Source organism: Streptomyces sp. CA-111067, from assembly GCF_050956065.1.
Classification (GTDB): Bacteria; Actinomycetota; Actinomycetes; order Streptomycetales; family Streptomycetaceae; genus Actinacidiphila.
On the sequence record NZ_CP192103.1, the window covers coordinates 2,867,689 to 2,885,471 of the forward strand.

General features: G+C 69.1%; 18 protein-coding genes and 1 tRNA gene. 4 read left to right on the forward strand and 15 right to left on the reverse strand.

The features are described from left to right. Positions 1-124: 124 nt before the first annotated feature. Positions 125-1,933 (reverse strand): DEAD/DEAH box helicase, encoded by a 1,809-nt coding sequence (locus tag ACQPW6_RS12430; protein WP_433889646.1) that lies wholly within the window; start codon positions 1,931-1,933, stop codon positions 125-127. Positions 1,934-2,513: 580 nt separating this feature from the next. Then, complete coding sequence (locus tag ACQPW6_RS12435) at positions 2,514-3,956, reverse strand: MFS transporter (protein ID WP_433894516.1); 1,443 nt, start codon at positions 3,954-3,956, stop codon at positions 2,514-2,516. 192 nt (positions 3,957-4,148) lie between these two features. On the opposite strand from ACQPW6_RS12435, the gene ACQPW6_RS12440 reads away from it, so the two are divergent. The 4 genes from ACQPW6_RS12440 to ACQPW6_RS12455 all read left to right on the forward strand — a co-directional run bounded on the left by ACQPW6_RS12440 (position 4,149) and on the right by ACQPW6_RS12455 (position 6,655). Beyond that, a complete protein-coding gene (locus ACQPW6_RS12440) occupies positions 4,149-4,484 on the forward strand; it encodes a hypothetical protein (protein WP_433889647.1) in 336 nt (111 codons plus the stop codon). Positions 4,485-4,512: 28 nt separating this feature from the next. Beyond that, a complete protein-coding gene (locus tag ACQPW6_RS12445; protein ID WP_433889648.1) occupies positions 4,513-5,049 on the forward strand; it encodes a hypothetical protein in 537 nt (178 codons plus the stop codon). 121 nt (positions 5,050-5,170) lie between these two features. Then, positions 5,171-5,245, forward strand: a tRNA-Cys gene (locus tag ACQPW6_RS12450). A gap of 246 nt (positions 5,246-5,491) precedes the next feature. Next, a complete protein-coding gene (locus ACQPW6_RS12455; RefSeq protein ID WP_433889649.1) occupies positions 5,492-6,655 on the forward strand; it encodes a pentapeptide repeat-containing protein in 1,164 nt (387 codons plus the stop codon). A 63-nt stretch (positions 6,656-6,718) separates the two neighbouring features. On the opposite strand, the gene ACQPW6_RS12460 is transcribed toward ACQPW6_RS12455, so the two are convergent. The 13 genes from ACQPW6_RS12460 to ACQPW6_RS12520 all read right to left on the reverse strand — a co-directional run bounded on the left by ACQPW6_RS12460 (position 6,719) and on the right by ACQPW6_RS12520 (position 17,324). After that, entirely contained in the window at positions 6,719-7,996 is a 1,278-nt protein-coding gene (locus tag ACQPW6_RS12460) for a tyrosine-type recombinase/integrase (RefSeq protein WP_433889650.1), read from the reverse strand. 83 nt (positions 7,997-8,079) lie between these two features. Then, positions 8,080-8,298 (reverse strand): excisionase family DNA-binding protein, encoded by a 219-nt coding sequence (locus ACQPW6_RS12465; RefSeq protein ID WP_433889651.1) that lies wholly within the window; start codon positions 8,296-8,298, stop codon positions 8,080-8,082. Between the two features lie 439 nt (positions 8,299-8,737). Continuing rightward, entirely contained in the window at positions 8,738-10,213 is a 1,476-nt protein-coding gene (locus ACQPW6_RS12470; protein ID WP_433889652.1) for an ATP-binding protein, read from the reverse strand. Positions 10,214-10,215: 2 nt separating this feature from the next. Then, the gene (locus ACQPW6_RS12475) at positions 10,216-11,058 is read right to left on the reverse strand and encodes a bifunctional DNA primase/polymerase (RefSeq protein ID WP_433889653.1); all 843 of its coding nucleotides are present in this window, start codon (positions 11,056-11,058) and stop codon (positions 10,216-10,218) included. Then, on the reverse strand, positions 11,055-11,816 hold the full coding sequence (locus ACQPW6_RS12480) for a DNA methylase (protein WP_433889654.1): 762 nt from the start codon (positions 11,814-11,816) through the stop codon (positions 11,055-11,057). The genes ACQPW6_RS12475 and ACQPW6_RS12480 overlap by 4 nt, the downstream gene beginning before the upstream one ends. Positions 11,817-11,907: 91 nt before the next feature. Beyond that, a complete protein-coding gene (locus ACQPW6_RS12485; RefSeq protein ID WP_433889655.1) occupies positions 11,908-12,138 on the reverse strand; it encodes a hypothetical protein in 231 nt (76 codons plus the stop codon). Positions 12,139-12,151: 13 nt separating this feature from the next. Continuing rightward, entirely contained in the window at positions 12,152-12,604 is a 453-nt protein-coding gene (locus tag ACQPW6_RS12490; protein WP_433889656.1) for a hypothetical protein, read from the reverse strand. Positions 12,605-12,624: 20 nt separating this feature from the next. Next, on the reverse strand, positions 12,625-12,819 hold the full coding sequence (locus ACQPW6_RS12495) for a hypothetical protein (protein ID WP_433889657.1): 195 nt from the start codon (positions 12,817-12,819) through the stop codon (positions 12,625-12,627). Between the two features lie 20 nt (positions 12,820-12,839). Continuing rightward, a complete protein-coding gene (locus tag ACQPW6_RS12500; protein ID WP_433889658.1) occupies positions 12,840-13,091 on the reverse strand; it encodes a hypothetical protein in 252 nt (83 codons plus the stop codon). Positions 13,092-13,231: 140 nt separating this feature from the next. Continuing rightward, the gene (locus ACQPW6_RS12505; RefSeq protein ID WP_433889659.1) at positions 13,232-15,457 is read right to left on the reverse strand and encodes a cell division protein FtsK; all 2,226 of its coding nucleotides are present in this window, start codon (positions 15,455-15,457) and stop codon (positions 13,232-13,234) included. 84 nt (positions 15,458-15,541) lie between these two features. After that, a complete protein-coding gene (locus tag ACQPW6_RS12510; RefSeq protein ID WP_433889660.1) occupies positions 15,542-15,925 on the reverse strand; it encodes an RRQRL motif-containing zinc-binding protein in 384 nt (127 codons plus the stop codon). Next, positions 15,922-17,034, reverse strand: a complete 1,113-nt coding sequence (locus ACQPW6_RS12515; protein ID WP_433889661.1) for a conjugal transfer protein — start codon at positions 17,032-17,034, stop codon at positions 15,922-15,924. The genes ACQPW6_RS12510 and ACQPW6_RS12515 overlap by 4 nt, the downstream gene beginning before the upstream one ends. Next, entirely contained in the window at positions 17,031-17,324 is a 294-nt protein-coding gene (locus ACQPW6_RS12520; RefSeq protein WP_433894517.1) for a hypothetical protein, read from the reverse strand. The genes ACQPW6_RS12515 and ACQPW6_RS12520 overlap by 4 nt, the downstream gene beginning before the upstream one ends. Positions 17,325-17,783: the final 459 nt, after the last annotated feature.

The window sequence follows — 17,783 nt, forward strand, 5'->3', positions numbered from 1 at the left end:
GCCACGGCGCGTGCGTGACCGGCACGGTAGCGAGGGAGTACCGCTCAGCGGAAGGGGCCGTCCACAATCCGGGCGCCACCTTGTCCTCTCTTCTGGGGTACGGGTCACGCCAATTCGGCGTAGATCACCGCATTCGGGTCGCCCATTCCTGGACTTTTTTGATTCGCTCGTTGAGCTGTCCGGCGGTCGCCTCCGCACTCGGCGGTCCGCCGCACAACCTCCTCAACTCAGTATGGATGACGCCGTGCGGCTTTCCGCTCTGGTGGTTGTACGCCGCCACCAGAGTGTTCAACTGCTTGCGCAATTCGAGAAGTTGCCGGTGCGACACGATCGGCCGCCGGTCGGCGGGCAGTTCGAGGAGATCCGCCTCCTCGTCCGGCTTCTTCCTGCTGTGGGCGATCTGCCTGGCCTGTCGCTTCTGCAGCAGTATCTGCACCTGGTCGGGTTCCAGCAGGCCCGGAATTCCGAGGTAGTCCTGCTCCTCCTCGCTGCCCGGATGCGCCTGCATGCCGAATTCGGCGCCGTCGTAGAGAACCCGGTCGAAAACCGCGTCGGATTCCAGCGCCTCGAACGGCAGCATGTCCTCCTCGGTGTCCTCGTCCTCGGCCTTCTCCGCGTCCGCGAGGAGCTTGTCCTCCTCGGCGAAGGGGTCCTCCTCGCCTGCCTTCTTCGGCTTGTCGAGAACGTGGTCGCGCTCGACCTCCATCTCGTTGGCGAAGTCGAGCAGCATCGGGATGGTCGGTACGAAGACCGAGGCCGTCTCACCGCGCCGCCGCGACCGTACGAACCGGCCCACGGCCTGCGCGAAGAACAGCGGCGTGGAGATCGTCGTGGCGTAGACCCCGACCGCGAGGCGCGGCACGTCCACGCCCTCGGAGACCATCCGGACCGCGACCATCCAGCGGTCGTCCGACGCGTCGAACTTCTCGATCCGCTTGGACGAGCCCGGGTCGTCGGAGAGCACCACGGTCGGCTTGCTGCCGGAGATCTCCTTGAGCAGCTTGGCGTAGGCGCGGGCGGTGTCCTGGTCGGAGGCGATCACCAGGCCGCCGGCGTCAGGGATGCCCTTGCGGACCTCGGTGAGCCGCTGGTCGGCGGCTTTCAGCACGTTGGGGATCCAGTCGCCGGTGGGCGCCAGCGCGGTGCGCCAGGCCTGCCCGATGGCGTCCTTGGTCATCGGCTCGCCGAGCCGGGCGGCGATCTCGTCACCCGCCTTGGTGCGCCAGCGCATGTTGCCGCTGTAGGACAGGAAGATCACCGGGCGCACGACGCCGTCGGCGAGCGCGTTGCCGTACCCGTACGTGTAGTCGGCGGCGCTGCGCCGGATGCCGTCGTTGCCCTCCTCGTACGCCACGAACGGGATCGGGTTGGTGTCCGACCTGAACGGGGTGCCGGTCAGCGCCAGCCGCCGGGTCGCCGGGTCGAACGCCTCCTGGCACGCCTCGCCCCACGACTTGCTGTCGCCCGCGTGGTGGATCTCGTCCAGGATCACCAGCGTCTTGCGCTGCTCGCAGCGGTTGCGGTGCAGCATCGGGCGCACGCCGACGCCCGCGTACGTCACCGCGACACCGTGGAACTCCCGGCCGACCGGCCCCGCGCTGTACGCCGGGTCGAGCTTGATCCCTATCCGCGCCGCCGCGTCCGCCCACTGCGTCTTGAGGTGCTCGGTCGGCGCGACCACGGTGATCTGCTGAACCATGTGGTTGTGCAGCAGATACGAGGCCAGCGACAGCGCGAACGTCGTCTTGCCGGCCCCCGGGGTCGCCACCGCGAGGAAGTCGCGCGGCTGCTTGGCGACGTACGCGTCGATGGCCCCCTGCTGCCAGGCGCGCAGCTTGTTGGCCGTGCCCCAGGGGGCGCGCCCGGGAAAGGCCGGCGACAGGTGGTGCGGGGTGTGGGCGCTCTGCGGGTTCTGCGAGGCGGTGGTAGTCACGGTCTCCGTCGGGGTCGGGCGGCGGCGCTCCGCGGGGGCGGATGGTCCAGCCGGTCTGGCGCTCTCCGGCGGTCCTGTCGGCGATGCGGTCGGCGTTGCGGTCGGTACGAAAACCGCCTCAGCTTATCGGCCGCCCACCGTGACCCGCGGTTGACGCCGCCGCGCGCGGCGGGGTGCGACCGAGGTCACACGGGGGTGGGGCCGGCGGGGGCCGGCCGGACTCACGGGGGCGGGGCCCACGGGCTTGGCGGGGCAGGGCGGCCCGGGGCTCGCCCGGGGGCCCACCGGGGCATACGGGGCATGGCCCACCGGGCCTACCGGAGCGGGGCGGCCCGGGGCCCGCCCGGGCCCGCGGGGGCGGAGGTCGGGGCAGGGCGGACCGGGGCCCACCCGGGCCCGCGGGGGCGCGGCCGGGGCGAGGCGGGCCGGGGCTCGCCCGGGGGCCCACCGGGGCATACGGGGGCATGGCCCACCGGGCCTACTGGGGCGGGGCGGGGCCCGCCCGGGCCCGCGGGGGCGGAGGCCGGGGCAGGGCGGACCGGGGCCCACCCGGGCCCGCGGGGGCGGGGATGGCCCCGGACTACGGGGTCTTACCGGGGCGCAGTCGCGCAGCGACCACTGCTCCGAACAGGGCGATCACCGCCACCGGCAGGAACACCGCGGCGAACGCGGCCGGGTGCGATGCGGCCCGTGCCACGTGGCCCGCCGCGTCCGTCGTGCTGATCGCGCCGCCGCCGAGCGCCGAGAAGACCGTGCCGGCCGCGGCGACCATCAGGACGTTGGACAGCGCGTCCGACACCTGGAGCGCCGCCGAGTTCGCGCCCGCGTCCGCCGGCGTGGACAGCTTGAGCATCAGCACCCCGATCGAGGAGATCGCCAGCCCCATCCCGAACCCCCCGAAGCACCAGGCGATGGCCACGATCCACGGCGGGAAGGAGTCGATCAGCGCGAGCGACGCACCGCTGATCGCGATCGCCGTCAGCACCATGCCGAGCTGCACCAGCCGCTCGCGCACCGGCTCCAGCCGCGGCCGCGCCTGCACGTAGGAGCCGAGCGCCCACGTCAGCCCGCCGCCGGTGAGCGAGAGCCCGGCCAGCGTGGCCGACAGCCCGCGCTGGGTGACGAGCATCAGCGGGATGAAGCTCTCCGCCGCGATGAACGTTCCGGCCGCCATCCCGCGCATCAGGATGACGGTCGGGAGCCCGCGCGCAGCGCGCAGCGTGCCGGGCGGCAGCAGCCTGATCACCGACGGCACGAGCAGGCCGAGGCCGATCACCGCGGGGACCACGGACAGCGGGCGCAAGTCCTGTCCTGCGTACTGGAGCACCGCCGCACCGGTGGCGAGCGCCGCCGCCAGCCAGATCCGCCGCCCGTCCATGGCGGCCCGGTCCTCGGGCGCGGGGGCGTGCGCGGTGCGCCGCAGCGCCGGCAGCATCACCGCGAGCGGCAGCGCCACCAGCAGCGGGATGGACAGGAACACCCAGCGCCAGCCGAGCTGCTCGGTGACCGTCCCCGACACCAGCGGCCCGACGATCGACGGCACCACCCAGGAGGCGGAGAAGGCCGCCATCACCGACGGCCGCAACCGTTCCGGATACGCGCGTCCCGCCACCACGTACAGCGCGACGATCACCAGCCCGCCGCCGAGCCCCTGCACGGCCCGGCCGAGGACGAACACCGCCATCGTCTGCGCGGTCCCGCTCACCACGAGCCCGGCCGCGAACATCACCACGCCGATGCCGAGCGGCGCGAGCGGGCCGCCGCGGTCGCACCACTGCCCGCTGATCACCATGGCGAGCAGCGAGGTGGTGAAGTACCCGGAGAACGCGAACGCGTACAGCCCCAGCCCGTGCAGCTCGCGGGCGGCGATCGGCATCGCGGTGCCGACGGCGGTCGCCTCGAAGGCGATCATCAGCACGACGGACACGATGCCGAGGGTCAGCGCCCGGTACCGCTTGTCGAGCACGCCGCCGCTCCCGTCGGCGTCCTGCGCTGCCAGGGGGTCGTGCTTCGTCGTCTCCAGTGCTGCCACGCGCCCCAGAGTAAGGGGCAAAACCCCCTGATGCCCATGGCCTTACGCCCGGTTTCGACCTGGTCCCCCAGCCCTACGCCTTCCTCCCCAGCGGTCCCGGCCTGGCTGTCAGTGCTCCGTGCCATGATGCCGAGGCGTCCCTGGGAGAGGGCGCGATCTCATTGCATGGCCAGGGGGTTGGGGATGGGCGCGGGTAGGGGGTCGGACGGCTCGTTCAGGTCCGACGAGGAGTGGGAGCGGTTTCTGCGCGAGTCGGTGGAGGGTGCCGCCGACGCGCCGAAGGAGCCGTCGGCGCGGGCCCGCGAGGTGACGCGGCGGCTGCGGGCGGAGTCCGGCCGCGGCCTGGAGAGCGGGCGCACCTACCCGCCGGCGAGGCCCCGACGACACACGGGGTGGTACGCGGCCGGGCTGCTGACCTGCCTGGTGCTGCTGGTGGTGGCGGTGGCGCCGGGCCGGGTGGTGGACCTGTTCGGCGGTTCCGACTCCTCGTCCCAGCCGACCGGGGCGTCCCAGCCTTGACCGCGGGGTGCTGCGGGGCGAGCGCCCGGTGAAAGCGATCCCGCTGATCAACCCGCACCAGAAGGACGTCCAGGCCCTCCTGAAGACCGCGTTCGTGAAGCCGAGCAAGGAGGACGACCCCCTCCTGCTCTTCAGCCGCTTCCAGCCCACCCGCACCCGCCTGGTCGGCGGCGTCGTGAAGACTCGCGGCGGCCTCACCTACCGCGAGGGCAAGCTCGGCGCCCTCCAGGTGACCGCCGACGTCACCTTCGTCTACCCGGTCACCCTCGCGAACGCCAGCGGCGGCGACGAGATCATCCGCACCATAGTCCGCCGCGAACTGGTCCTGAGCTGGGACAACACGGCCAAGGTGATCACCGAGCCGGGCACGTTCTCGATCATCTCGTACAAGTACGACGTGACCAACGGCGGCTGCGGCGCCCCCACGGGCTACCTCACCCCGCCGTTCGGCGCGCCCGCCGGCCCCGACGACCCCACCACCAAGCTCGACCCCTACGACCGCACCACCCCCGTCGCCCGCGACAAGCCCTCCACGGACGAGTGCGCCACGGCAACCCGCTCCTAGCCCCGCTCCCCGCCCCCCGGCCCCGTTCGTGAACGGCGTATGGCAGTCCCATTGCCACCCACCCCGAACCGTTGACCCCCACCCCCCAACCCGCCAAGGTCATACGAGCAGCACCGCACACGGCCGTGTGCCCGAGTGGTTGAGGGACTCGCCTGCAAAGCGAGTTACGCCGGTTCGATTCCGGTCACGGCCTCCAGTTGCCTGACCAGGCAAAACAAAAGGGCGGCACCCTATGCGGGGTGCCGCCCTCCGTCGCGTCCGGCTCAGTTCCCGTCTCAGTTGCACCGAGCGCGTGCGTTGCGCTGGGCGGTCGCAGGCTTACGCAGCTTGCATCTCGCGGGACCCGAACCCCTCACATGCCCGTCCAGCTCTCTGGGGCGGGTTCGACGAACTGGTGGCACAAGACGCCTGACCATGCTGAGATTCCCAGATGAAGAGGCGCGTGGTCATCATAGCAACCAGCACGATATTCGTTTTCCTCACCCTCGGCGCGTTTATCCTCCTGCTTTGGAAAGGGCCTTGGTGGGCTGATGGAGATCACCTTGGACATGGGCTAACACCTGGAGAAGGTGCGGTCGTCACAGGATTTCGTACAACTATAGTCGCTTTCGGTGCAGGCATCCTAGCAGCAGGGAGCCTCACATACACCCACCTCAACCACAAACAGAGCCGCGCGTCGTTTCTCAAGTCACAGGAAAATTTCACAGAACAGGCAGAATTGACCCGAGAGTCTCTTCGCCAGTCGGAGAAAAACTCTGCACAACAGGCAGAAATTAGCCGCGAGGGCCAAGTGACCGAAAGGTACGTATCAGCAATTCGCCTCGTCGCTTCAGATAACACAACCGAGCAACTCGGGGGCATCTACTCCCTTGAGCGAATCATGCGAGACTCAGCAAAAGATCACAACACTGTGGTTGAAGTGCTAGCCGCATTCATAAGACAGCACGCAGATCAGGATTCCGCAAACAAAATTTCAAGTGATCCCGTTCAAGCTGCACTTGACGTTCTCGCTAGGCGTCCCGACCGGGAAGAGCCGTTCGAGATCGACCTGCGTCGAGTCGTGCTCACCGGGTGCACCATCAAGAATGCAAATCTACGCAAAGTCAATTTGCGCAATGCGAACTTGAGCGACGTTTTCTTTCAGGAGTGCGATCTTTCGCACTCTAACATAACCAAGGCTACGCTACTGAGGTGTCGATTCAGCAAATGCACGCTAACACGAGCGGAACTAGACGACTCAACTCTCATCGCAACCACATTTTACGCGGGGAAGGCTCACGAGCTTTCTGCTGTTGACGCCGCATTCACGGGTTGTCGATTTGCCCACGTGGAGCTGGAGAATGCCTTCCTTGAAAGTTCCACCTTTCATCGCACGGGCTTCAGGCGGTCCGACCTAAAGGGAGTCGACTTCAGCGACGCATGTCTATTTGGCGCTAACTTCTCCGCTCAATCCAACCCACAGGTCGACTCGCTACTCAGGAGTCACATCTTTAATTCGACGATCCTCCCTAAAGCATTGCAAGGCAACGTTGAAATTACAGAACGAGTGCGTCAAGTGGAAGAAGGTTGGGATGACACGAAGCACAAACACACGGCCATGTCGTGATGTAATGAATAAGTTAAGGCGGGCGCCGCCCAAGGAGCTACGCCCGCCTTACCGTCTCAAATGTCAGTTGGCCGGTACGAGGAGGCCCGCGGCCCCGTCATCGTCCGGCCGGTCCGTCTCGGGTTTCCAGATCAGGCCGTCCACCTGCTTCGCGATGTCCGTCCGTACAGCGTCCACCATGTGCTGGTACCGGGCGGCCATGGCCGTGGTCGACCACCCCATGAGGCCCATGACGGCGCGCTCGGGGACACCGAGGATGAGCAGGACGGTAGCGGCGGTGTGGCGTGCGTCGTGCAGCCGGCCGTTTCGCACCTTCGCCTCTCTCAAGAGGGTCTTCCATTCCGTCCAGTCCCGGCGGTGTGAGGGACTGTTGCCGTGTTCGTCGGGGAAGACCAAGCCGTTGTCGGCCCAGAGTTTCCCAGCCGCCTTTCGCTCGGCTTCCTGTGCCTTGTGGTGGGCACGGAGTAGGTCAACGAGTTGTTCGGGGAGTCCGACCGCGCGGCGGCCGGCGCGCGATTTGGTGGTGGACATCTCGGGGTTGGTCCGTCGCCTCTGCGGGCAGTACCCGGCCGCTCTGCGTCCGCAGGGCTCTACGCATCCGTGGGCATATTGCGGCCGGTGGCGGCTACGACGGACAACGAGAAAGCCGCCCTCAAGGTCGACGTCCTCCCACCTCATCCCCAGCACCTCGCCCTGTCGCAGTCCGAGCGCGAGGGCTACGGCCCATCGTGCCGAATTGCGTTGCCGGTCAGCGGCCTTGAGCAGCCGCTGTACCTCTTGGACGCTGTAGGGCTCCACCTCGTAGTCTCCCGTCTTCGGGGCCTTCGCCAATAGAACGGGGTTCTTGCCGAGGTGCCCGCGCCGTACGGCCTCGTTGAGGGCGGCGCGGAAGGTGCGGTGCACCTGGTGAGCGGTCGCGGGCTTGCTGCCGGCGGCCTGCATCGCGGCGTAGAACGCCTCAATGTGCTCGGGCTTCAGCCTGTCGAGACGATGTGCACCCAATCCGGGAATGAGGTGCTTCCGGACCGCAACGCCGTACCCAACCATCGTGTTGTCGTTGACGGCGAGGGGCGCAACGTTCTCAATCCAGTGAGTCAGCCACGCCCTAACCGTCCATGCCTTGCCGGGCTTCCGAACGGTCTTGGCCTCGCGTTGTTTCTCCAAGTCGCGGACAGCGAGAGTCACCTCTGCACGGGTTTTCCGCTCGACATGGCGCCGGTCCGGAGTGCCGTCGTCGCGCACGCCGACGGTAACGCGGCCGTGCCATTTGCCGTCCTTTCCGAAGTAGATCGAGCTGCGTCCGTTCGGCTGTCGGGTGCGCTTCTTCTTGTCCTCTGCCATGGGCAGGCTCCTGTTTGTTGCGTGTCGGGATGGAGCCGGGGCGGCGGGCTGTCCTGTCCGGGAGTGCCGCCGCCCCGGGGTGGTCAAGCTGTCTTGCGGGTGGTGCGGAGTCGGGTGACGTAGGCGGCCGGCGCATCGGCGGGGACGCGGCGGAGTCCGCCGACCATGACGGACTCCAGTTGGCCGGTGCGGATGAGTGCGAAGCAGGTGGTGCGGCCGATACGGAGGCGTCGGGCGGCCTCTTCGACCTTGAGGAGAACAGGAGTGGTGTCGACTGCGTCAGTGAGCTGGACGGTGTCCACGCGAAGCGCTCCTTTGGCTCAGGGCGTCTCAGGGTCTGTATCTGTCCGAGGTTCCGATTTCTGCGTCACCGCGTCACCAGCGTCATGCGGGCTTTTGACCTGCGGTTTCGGGTGACGCAGTGGTCCAGGCGTGCGTCACCCCTGCGTCACCGCCTCCGTCATGGCGTGACGCAGGTGACGCAGGATGACGCAGGGCTTTCCGTCTGCGTCACGCCTGTTGTCGCAGGTCAGGTCCGGTTTTTCGGGGCGCGTGACGCAGGTGACGCAGGGATTCCTTCTTAGGACAAAGAGAGGGCGTCTCTGTTGCTGTTGGGTGCGCCTTCACATGCGATGAAGGAGCCGCTTCGCGGCGCGACCCTTGGGCGGCGCGGAGCGCCGACCGGCAAGAAGAGCACGCACCGGGGTGGTGCTCTTCTTGCTTGTCCGACCACCGCACGGTTCAGAACGCCCGCTGTTGCTCGGACGGTTGGGTCGGCGCGGGGCGGGTCATTTCGAGGTAACGGCCCTCCCGAGTGCGGCCGGAATCGATGAGGACACCACGGGCCGCGAGGGTGGGCTGAAGGCGCTTGAGGCGGTCTGAGAGGACTTTCCCCGTCGTCGGCCACCCTTTAGGCAGGGCGCGCAGTTCCTCGCCGCTGTAGACGCGGCTGAGGCAGTACAGCCACTCGGTGGACGTCATCCGTTCCCCGCCGCCCGGCTCGATCGTCTCGGCATGCCGTAGCACGGTCTGCGCGAGCAAGTCGCCTTCAATGACGTCGTCGTTGAGGTCATCCAGGCTGGCCCGGTAGGCGCGGAGCGCGCCCAAACCGGTCGCAGCGTCGAGCTGCGCGCACAGATGCGCGAAGTCCGCCATTCGCAGATCCGTCGGAGTCTCCGCCGTGACGGCGCGGACCTGGACCGTGAGATCCAGCAGCGACCCGAGAACGGTCGGCAGGACTTCGGCGTATTCCGCCCACAGTTCCGCTTCGGTGCGCCGGACGGTGGGGCGTTCCAGTCGCAGGGGCAACAGCCGCTCGGCGAGGTCCGGGCGGATCACGCCGACGTCAATGCCGGTCAGTAGCAGCGGGCGGCGGTAGCCGACGCGGAACACGTCCCCGTCCGTCCACAGCGCCCGCTTGACGTTCTCCGCACCGGTGACGATGCAGCACATCGCGTCCGACAGGTCCGGCGTCATGTGGCTCAGGTTGTCCAGCGCGGTGACCCACCCCGCCGCGACCGCCGCGATCAGGTTCTCCTCATCCTTCGGCGCCCGGCGCAGGTCCCCGCTCATGCCTTCAATGATCCGAATCAGCATCCGCCCCGCGGTGGACTTGCCGGCACCTTGGGGCCCGGTCAGGAACGGCGCCGGCACCGGGACGGAGGGGCCGAGACAGCCGATCAGCCACGCGATGGCCAGGCATTCGGTCTCTGCCGTGGCGAAGTTGCACAACCGCAGCAGTAGATCGATGCCTTTGCCGTCGGTGCGCTTGGCCGGCAGGGGGAGTTCCCCGGTGAGCTGCGTACGGCGCCAGCACACCTCTCGCGGATCGGGAGTGCAGATCTCCCACCCCGTGGGATGGATACGGACCGACTGCCCATCATCGCGGCCCAGGTCCAGCCAGGTCGCCCCGTCGAACCCGGGGGCCACCCGGATGTAGACCGGCTGGGTGTCCTCGGTCAACGCGAGGGCCTCGATCAGGTCCAGTGCTTCCTTGAGGGCGGTGCCGTTGAACACGCCCACCCCGTCGCGGAACAGGCCGACCATGAGTTCCTGGCGGTGGCTGCCGGTGGTGCCCTGCGAGCGGATCGGGCGGGCCACGGGGTGGCCGCTGCGTTGCGCGTACACGGTGCCGTCGGCGGTGCGGAAGTACCGGAAGTGCTGTTGCGCGTAGTCGGTGATGATCTCGCGGCCGGGGGTCTTGTCGTCCTCGGACATGGTCACACCCCCAGCCGTGCGCGGGCGTTGGTCCATGCGTCGGTGCAGTGCCGGGCGGTTTCGCCCTTGGCCTGAGCGGCGGTGAACAGCCGGGCGGTGTGGGCGTCGGTGAGGCAGCCGCACCGGCCGTGCGTGGACAGCACTGCGAGGAACGTCCGGTAGACCGTGGCGTGCACGGCGCTGGCAGCGTCGGTGATCTGCTGCTCAGCCATCGCAATGCCCCGCTCCAGATAGGTCGGGGTGCGGTGCCGGCACACTCCGCCGCCACCCGACGCAGGCACCGTTACGGCGACCCGCCGGACCGGGGCGGGTGCCTTCACCGGCAGAGTGCGCACGGCGTCCGGCAGCGCCGTGACGGTGCCCGTGCCGGGGCCGAGCCAGCGGGCGTAGGCCATGAGGGACTTGATGTCCACGCCCGGCCGTACCGCGTTGGACGACGGCATGGCGCCCCGGTAGAGCCAGTGTTCGCCCCGCGTCGTCGGCACCGTTCGCGTGATCGGCAGGGTCTCGCGGGCCCACGTGATGGCGTCGGGGTTGTCGAGGTCGACCACGGTCAGCCCGGCCCCGCCGGGGTGGTAGGCGACCGCCGCCGCTTCCCGCCATGCCGGCGCCCACAAGGGCGAGGTCAAGACGTGAGGGTCGGTGGTCGCGGCGGCCCACGCGTGGCACGGCGCCGGGCACCGGCACGGACCCGGCGCCTTCATGTTCGGCCGGCCGCCGCACGCGTTGCCCTTGCACGCGGGGCAATTACCGAACGGCACCTTCCCCGCCCGCAGCGGCAGCACCGGGACCCCGGCCGCCGCAAGGGCAAGCGCGGTGCACAGGTGCGATGTCGTGGCGTTCATGCCGCCTCCCGCAGTGTTGCTGTGGCGGCAAGGTAGGCGCGGCCGATGAACCCGGTGTAGGCGGGCGGGATGGCCTCCGTCAGTTCCTCGCGCACGTCGGTCCACGTGATGCCCATGGCCGTCCGCAGTTCGGCCACGGTCGGCTTGCCGCCGCCGTTGCCGTACGCCGCGACGTACGGGCCGTCGTAGAACTTGCCGTGCCGGTATCCGCGAACCCTCCCCCGGTGCGGGACGTGTGCCGGCCGCGCGGCCGTCCACCCGCCCAACTCGAAGTTGCGGTGACGGATGACCCCGAGACCGAACATCTCGCCGCACAGCGTCAGGTCCTTGCGGATCTTCGCACGGCCGTTGGGTTGCTCGATGACGTAGGGCAGACCGGTCGTGTCAAGGAGTTCGCGCACCGGCGCGACCATGTCGACGTGGGCGCGGCCCCATCCCTGCGAGGCGTTCGTACCCACGGTCAGCGCGCATCCGTGCTGGCACGGCGGGGAGGCGTGGACGAACGCGTACCGGTGGATCTCGCCTGACTCGATCAGGTCGGCGAGATAGGCGAGTGCGTCACCGCGGTGATAGCCGAAGGGGTAGCGAGGGCGGTCGATGATGTCGCATCCGTCGACCTCGAATCCGGCGAGGTGGTAGCCGACGGCGGCACCACCTGCGCAGGAGAACAGGTCCAGTAGACGCGGCCGAGGGGAACCCCGCCCCGTTCGAGTGGCGAGGGACGATCGACCCTCGCCGAGAAAGCGCAGTTGAGTCATGCTGTAGGTCTCCTGTTCTGCTACGTCGGGATACGGAGACCGTGGGTGGCGGGCTGTCCTTGTCCGGGAGTGCCGCCGCCCACGGGCGGAGCTAGTTCGAGGTGCGGCCGGCGCGGCGGATCAGACTCGCGATGGTGGCCACAGTGGGGTAGTCCCAACCGGCGATCCAGTCGACAATCCGGCGGTCGTAGGCGCCCAGCTCCACACCCGCCTTGACGAGTTCGGCGTACAGCGCCTCGCGCTGCGAGGACTCGGGCGAGTACCCGAACGGGGTGCTGTCGATCGGGCCGTCAGAGATGGGGTCGTTGTCGCGATGAGACATCGGGCTTCCTCCCTCAGCCGTAGAACTTGTTGCGCTTGATGACGGCCTTGCGGATGTTGACCGTCGTGCCCCGGCCGGTGTCGCGGCCGGTGAAGAGCTGCACGGCGACGAATCCGCCGACCAGGACGGCGGCGAGGATGACGAGTTGGGTCACCAGCGCCGTCAGGGCCGCGATGAAGGTGGTCAGCATCAGCAGTCCGCCGCACACGGCGCCGAACCCGATGCCTCCGAGTGCGATGTTCACCGCCGCGCGGGAGACGGGCGGCTTGGTGGCGGCCGGGTCGGGCTTGGCGGGTTCGACGGCGTAGCCGGTGATGACGCGGCCGTCGGGCAGCACGATCGTCGTCACGGCCGGGACGGTGCCCGGCTGTACGGGCGCCAGCGGGGCGGTGTAGGCGGGGGTGTGGACGTTCACGGCGGCCGTCTCGTATCCGGCCGGGCGCCCGTACGTGGTGGGTTCGTTCATGGTGCAGCTCTCCGTTCGGGTCAGCGAGTGACGCCGGGCAAGGCGTCAGTGACGGCGTTGACGAGCTGGGTGACGGTGTCGGCCGCCCCGGTGTGGGCGAGGTAGAAGCCGAACAGGGCGACGGCGACGAACGCCCCGGCGCCGACGGCCTTGAACCGGAGGAGCAGCACGACGACGACGGCAAGCAGCGCAACGAGCGGGATGGTGAGGACCATGAGAGGCGTCTCCCTGCGGGTCAGCGGGTGCCGGCGCGGTAGGTGCGCGCGGCGCGGTTGTAGATCCAGCGGCCGGCGCGTATGCGCTTGCCGGTCGCGTCGCAGCGGCGGCAGTCCTTGCCGCGCTTGGTCTTGCCCTTGCGGTCGGTGGTGAAGGCGTGGCCCATGCCGTCGCAGCGGCGGCAGTCCCCGAACGGGCTCAGCCAGCACCGGACGACGTAACCAAGGGTGACGAACATGAGGCAGGTGAGAGCAAGCAGGACGAGAGCCATGAGGTGCCTCTCAGACGGGTTTGAAGAGTTTCCGCAGGTCGGCCGCTAGTCGCTAGCGGCCTGATCAGTGGCGGTTCGGGTCGCTAGCAGGGTCGCTACCGGTAGCGACGCTCTTCGCTACCGGTAGCGAGCTGCGAGAGCTATCCCGCATCCCTCTTCTCGTTGCGCTCCGTAATCGCCGTGGCGATGTCGTCGCGCCTGATGCCGCGCTTGTTGAACTGTTCGCCGTCGATGCGGCGGCTGATCTGTTCGGTGCCGACGCCGTACGGCTTGAGCGCTGCGGTGAGCGCTTCGGCCTTGGGCTTGGGCTCCAGTTCCGCCCACGGTCCGTAGACGTCCGGGCGCAGGTCGGCGAGGCGGTCAACGATCGTCTCGGACCACACCTTGACCTCGCCCTTGCCGAGCACGGCCGCGACGTCGTCCAGGATCGTCGCGGACGCCTCCGGGGCCGGGGCCTCGCCGGCCGCGTCGCCGGACAGCGTGCCCTCCGCTTCGCGCAGGGCGGCGGCGCGGGTCAGGATGCGGTCGGCGTCCCGGCCGTCGGCCAGATACGTACGCACGATCCCCGAGTCGTCCGACATGCCCTTGAGCAGCCCTACACCCTTGTGGGACTTCAGCAGCTTGGACGCGTCCAGCCCCTCGGAGTACGACCCGGCACCGAGGATGACGTCCGAGACCTGGTAGGCGCCGACCCGCAGCGCGAACCGGGCTTGGTGCTGGTCACGCAGCTCCGACGGGCACGCCTTGTCGTCCGGCTTCTGCGTCGAGGTCATCACCGAGACACCGACCGCCGGGGCGACCCGGGCGAGGTAGACCATCAGGGACAAGATCTCCTTGCCGTGCTCGGGATGGGTGAGGTATTCCTGCACCTCATCCACCACGAACAGGGTCAGCGGCATGTTCAGCTTCTTGTCCCGGCTGATCTCCGGAGTGAGCTTGCCCTCCGGGCAGACGTGCAGCGGCAGTTCCGACAGCCGGTGGTACCTGTCCTCGACGTCCGCCTTCAACTCACGGAGCGAGGTCAGCAGGTGCTGAACCGGGTCGAACCCGTTCTTCGGCACGATGCCGAACCCGATCCGGTGGGCGACCTTGGCGAACGCGCGCCAGTCCGGCGACGCCTTGCCGTCGAACAGGTACAGCCTGACGTACGGGTCCAGCGCGGCGGCCAGCGCGATCGTGCGGGCAGAGAACGTCTTGCCCTGACGCGGCACGGCGCCCACCAGCAGCGACAGCCACAACATGGAGGCCATGACGGGGTTGCCGCGTTCGTCCACGCCCCACGGGAACGGCTTCCAGAAGTCGACCCGAGTCGCGCCCAACAGGGGCGACTTGCCCGACGGGACCGCCAGCGGGTCGCGGTCTGCGATCCAGTACGACACCCGCCGGCCGCTCGTCTCGTCCTTGTCCAGGAAGAGCTGAGTCGGGGCGATGTCCATGCCGGACGCCAGACGCGCATGCGCCTTGACGGCGTCCTCAAACGTCTTGCCGTACGGGAGATCGACCACGACGCGCCATCCGTCGCCGTCCCGCCCGATCGGGCGGGGGAACGCGATGGTCTGGTCTTTGCTGGTCAGCCCGGCCACCTCGTGTGCCCGGATGACGATGTCGGAGGACAGCTTGCGTTTGCGGAAGGTCACCTTCGCCATGTCGATCAGCGGCCGGTCTGCCGGCGCCCCGACGACCCCCAACGTGGTGGTCAGCGCGGCCATGGACAGCAACAGCAGCCACGACGGCGCCATGACGTACAAGGTCAGCGCGGCGGCCAGACCGATGAAGGCGCCGATCGCGGCCACGATCCCCCGGAACCTGACGCGGTCGTTGCGCTGCCGCGACAGCTTCAGGTACTCCGCCGCGTCCTCGTTCGCCACCGACGCCAGTCGCAGCGACCTGCCCTCCGCGTCGAACACCCACCGGCCGGTCGCGGTCGACCAACGCCACGCCCCGCGGGGCGCGTACAGGCAGATCTTCGGCGTGTAGACCAGCGGGAGGCGGACCGCGTGATAGCCGGCCACAGCCGAGTAGTGCCGCACCGCCCACTTACGGACCGCCCTGCGCTGGTCAGGGAGCTTCACCCACTCCGGGAGCACCGGCACGCGAGCCTTGTCCTTGGCCTTCATCCACTCCGCCGCTGACGGCGGGTAGACCTCGCGCGGCGGGTCGACCGGGTCGCCCTCGGTCAGCCCGCCGGCCTCCGGGTCGTCGGTGTCGGGGAGTTCGGCCTCCCACTCCCCCGGCTTGACCCGGCCGCCGTCGGGGGCGGCCGGAGCGTCGGTCTTCTTCTTCAGCGGGAACGGCAGCACGTCCGCCGTCGGCCGCTCGGTGCCCTCCGGACCGTCCGGGGGCGTGAACACGGTTGTTTCCGTCACGATGTACCTGCTCCTTCGGGAGTCGATGGGTCCGGCCGGCTTGCTGTGGAAGGTCGGACGGCCGGACCCGGGATTCGAGATGGTTCAAGCGGCGCACTGTTCCTCGGGATAAGCGCAGGTCACGCACAATCCGAGCGAAGTGGAGATGACGTATCCGGCGTCCCGGTGGCAGGCGGGGCAGCGGCGGCGGGCGCGCATCATCGCCTCGTGCGCGCGCCACCTGCCCGGCGTCATCGCCCGGACCGGCCGTGCGAGGTCGACCCGGTACAGGTACGCCGTCAGCGGCTCCCGCCGACGGCGCGGCCGGAGCACCTGCGCCGCCACGTCCTGACCGCCCGGCCGCAAACCGCGAGTGCGCAGTTGGCGGCGAGTGGCCAAGTCCTCGGGAGCGCAACGCCACGGGAACGTGGGGATGCCGAACCGCTCCCCGGCCGGGTCGAAGCAGTCGGCCAACGTCAGCCGATTCACGCGGCCTTACCGCCGTCGTCGGCCCGCTCGGCAAGAATCGTGTCCCGCAGCATCCGGGCATTGGCCGGCGAGGTGTGAACGGCGCGGCGGATACCCTCCGCCGTGATCCGCCCCGTGGGCCAATCGGCCGTCGCGGCACGGGCCTGACCGAGCAACTGCGCCGGAGTGCGCTTGGGGCGGGGCGACCGCGCCACCTCCGGAACCCGACCCGTCGCCCGACGGGATCGAGGGGAATCGGCCGCCACGCCCCGCCGCGCCGACGGCGCCGGATCGGCCGGGACGATCGCGCGCACCGGCTTGAGCGAGAGAACCGGCTTCATGAAGTCGACCGCCACCGGATCGGGCACCGTATTGCCGGGTACCGGCACCGGCAGTGCCGGGGTCGATTCCTCCAGTTCAGCCGTAGACCGGTTCCTCACGATGACGGCAGATTCCTCCGCATTCGTGACCGGTGCGGGAACCGGGTCCGTACCGCCGAACATCGCGGCGAGGGCAGCGTCCGCGCCGTCGGTGATCCGGTCGCGCTGGACGTCCAACAGCCTCGATCCGAGAGCCGCGTCCCCGACCCCGACCTTGCGGGCCAGACGCCACGACGCGCGATCCGACCGCTTCCTGACCCGGTCGACCGGATGATGGACCGCCCGCGCCCGGTGGTACGCGAGGGCCTGGACGATGTCGGCCGTACGGCGCTCGTTCTCCGCGTCCCGGCCGTCGGTGTGCACCACGATCCGGCGAGCCAGGAACGCCATGCCCTCCGCCGACACCGACATGCCCATCGGCGTCAGTGCGTAGATCACGGTCCGCCCCGAGTCCGGCGCGGCCATCGCGCCCATGACGGCCGCCCCGGCCGGCAGCGCCCACAGGCCCATCCGGACCACACGCGGCGAGGACTGCCCGAGCATGGTCAAGCCCAGCAGAACCAGGGCCAGAACGGCCGTGGCGCCCTCGCCGGCACCGAGCGCACCGAGTGCGGTGCCCCGGCCGTAGGCGTGGCCGATGTTGCTGTAGGTGCCGATCCCGCCCACCACACCGGTGGCCAGCATCGGCACGAACGCGGTCACCAGAACGCCGATCTGAAGCCTCGTCAAAGGCTTGCGGGTCTCGTTCATGCCGCTTCCCCCGTCCCCGACCGGTAGTCGCGAGCGGCGCGCCGCAGGAACGGCACGGTGTGGGTCAGCGCGTCGGCGTACAGGGCGTCCCAACCGGCGATCTCGTCACCGGCCTCCGCGTCCGCGCAGAGGTCCGCGAGGACGTCTCGGGCCGCCACCTCACGCGCGGCGCGTTCGTCGTCGGTCTCGAACTTCAGCGGGCCCCGGAACAGGTCGATGTCGATGCCGAGCGCCAGTTCCGCAAACTCGAAGTCGCCGTGCGCTTCCTGGCCGGCGACGAAGGTACGCATTCGCATGGTGCATCTCTCCTTGAACGTCGGGATGAGAGACCGGGCGCGGCGGGCTGTCCTGTCCGGGAGTGCCGCCGCGTCCAGAGATGAAGGCCAACACCGCACGTCGCGGCAGGCCAGTGGCCCCGGGCGAAAGTCGATTCCGCGCCCTCACGGCTGAATACCGGGGCCGACGGTCGTCACCCGGCCGTCACGGGGACGGGGTCAAGCCCCGTCGATCTCTAGGCACTCTGTTGAGTTCTCAAGCAGCCACGGTCACTTCGGCCCGTTGAGCCGTGCGGACAGCACGGACCCCGGTCTCCTCCGGCCAGTTCGTAGGTTTGTGGGCAAACCCGCGAACTGATGACGACGGTAGCTTGCGAACGAGCAACGCGCAAGAGTTTGCCCACAAACCCACGATCCGGGATGCTGTAGGGATGGAACCTCAACCGACAGCCGTGCAAGCACCGATCCATCTCC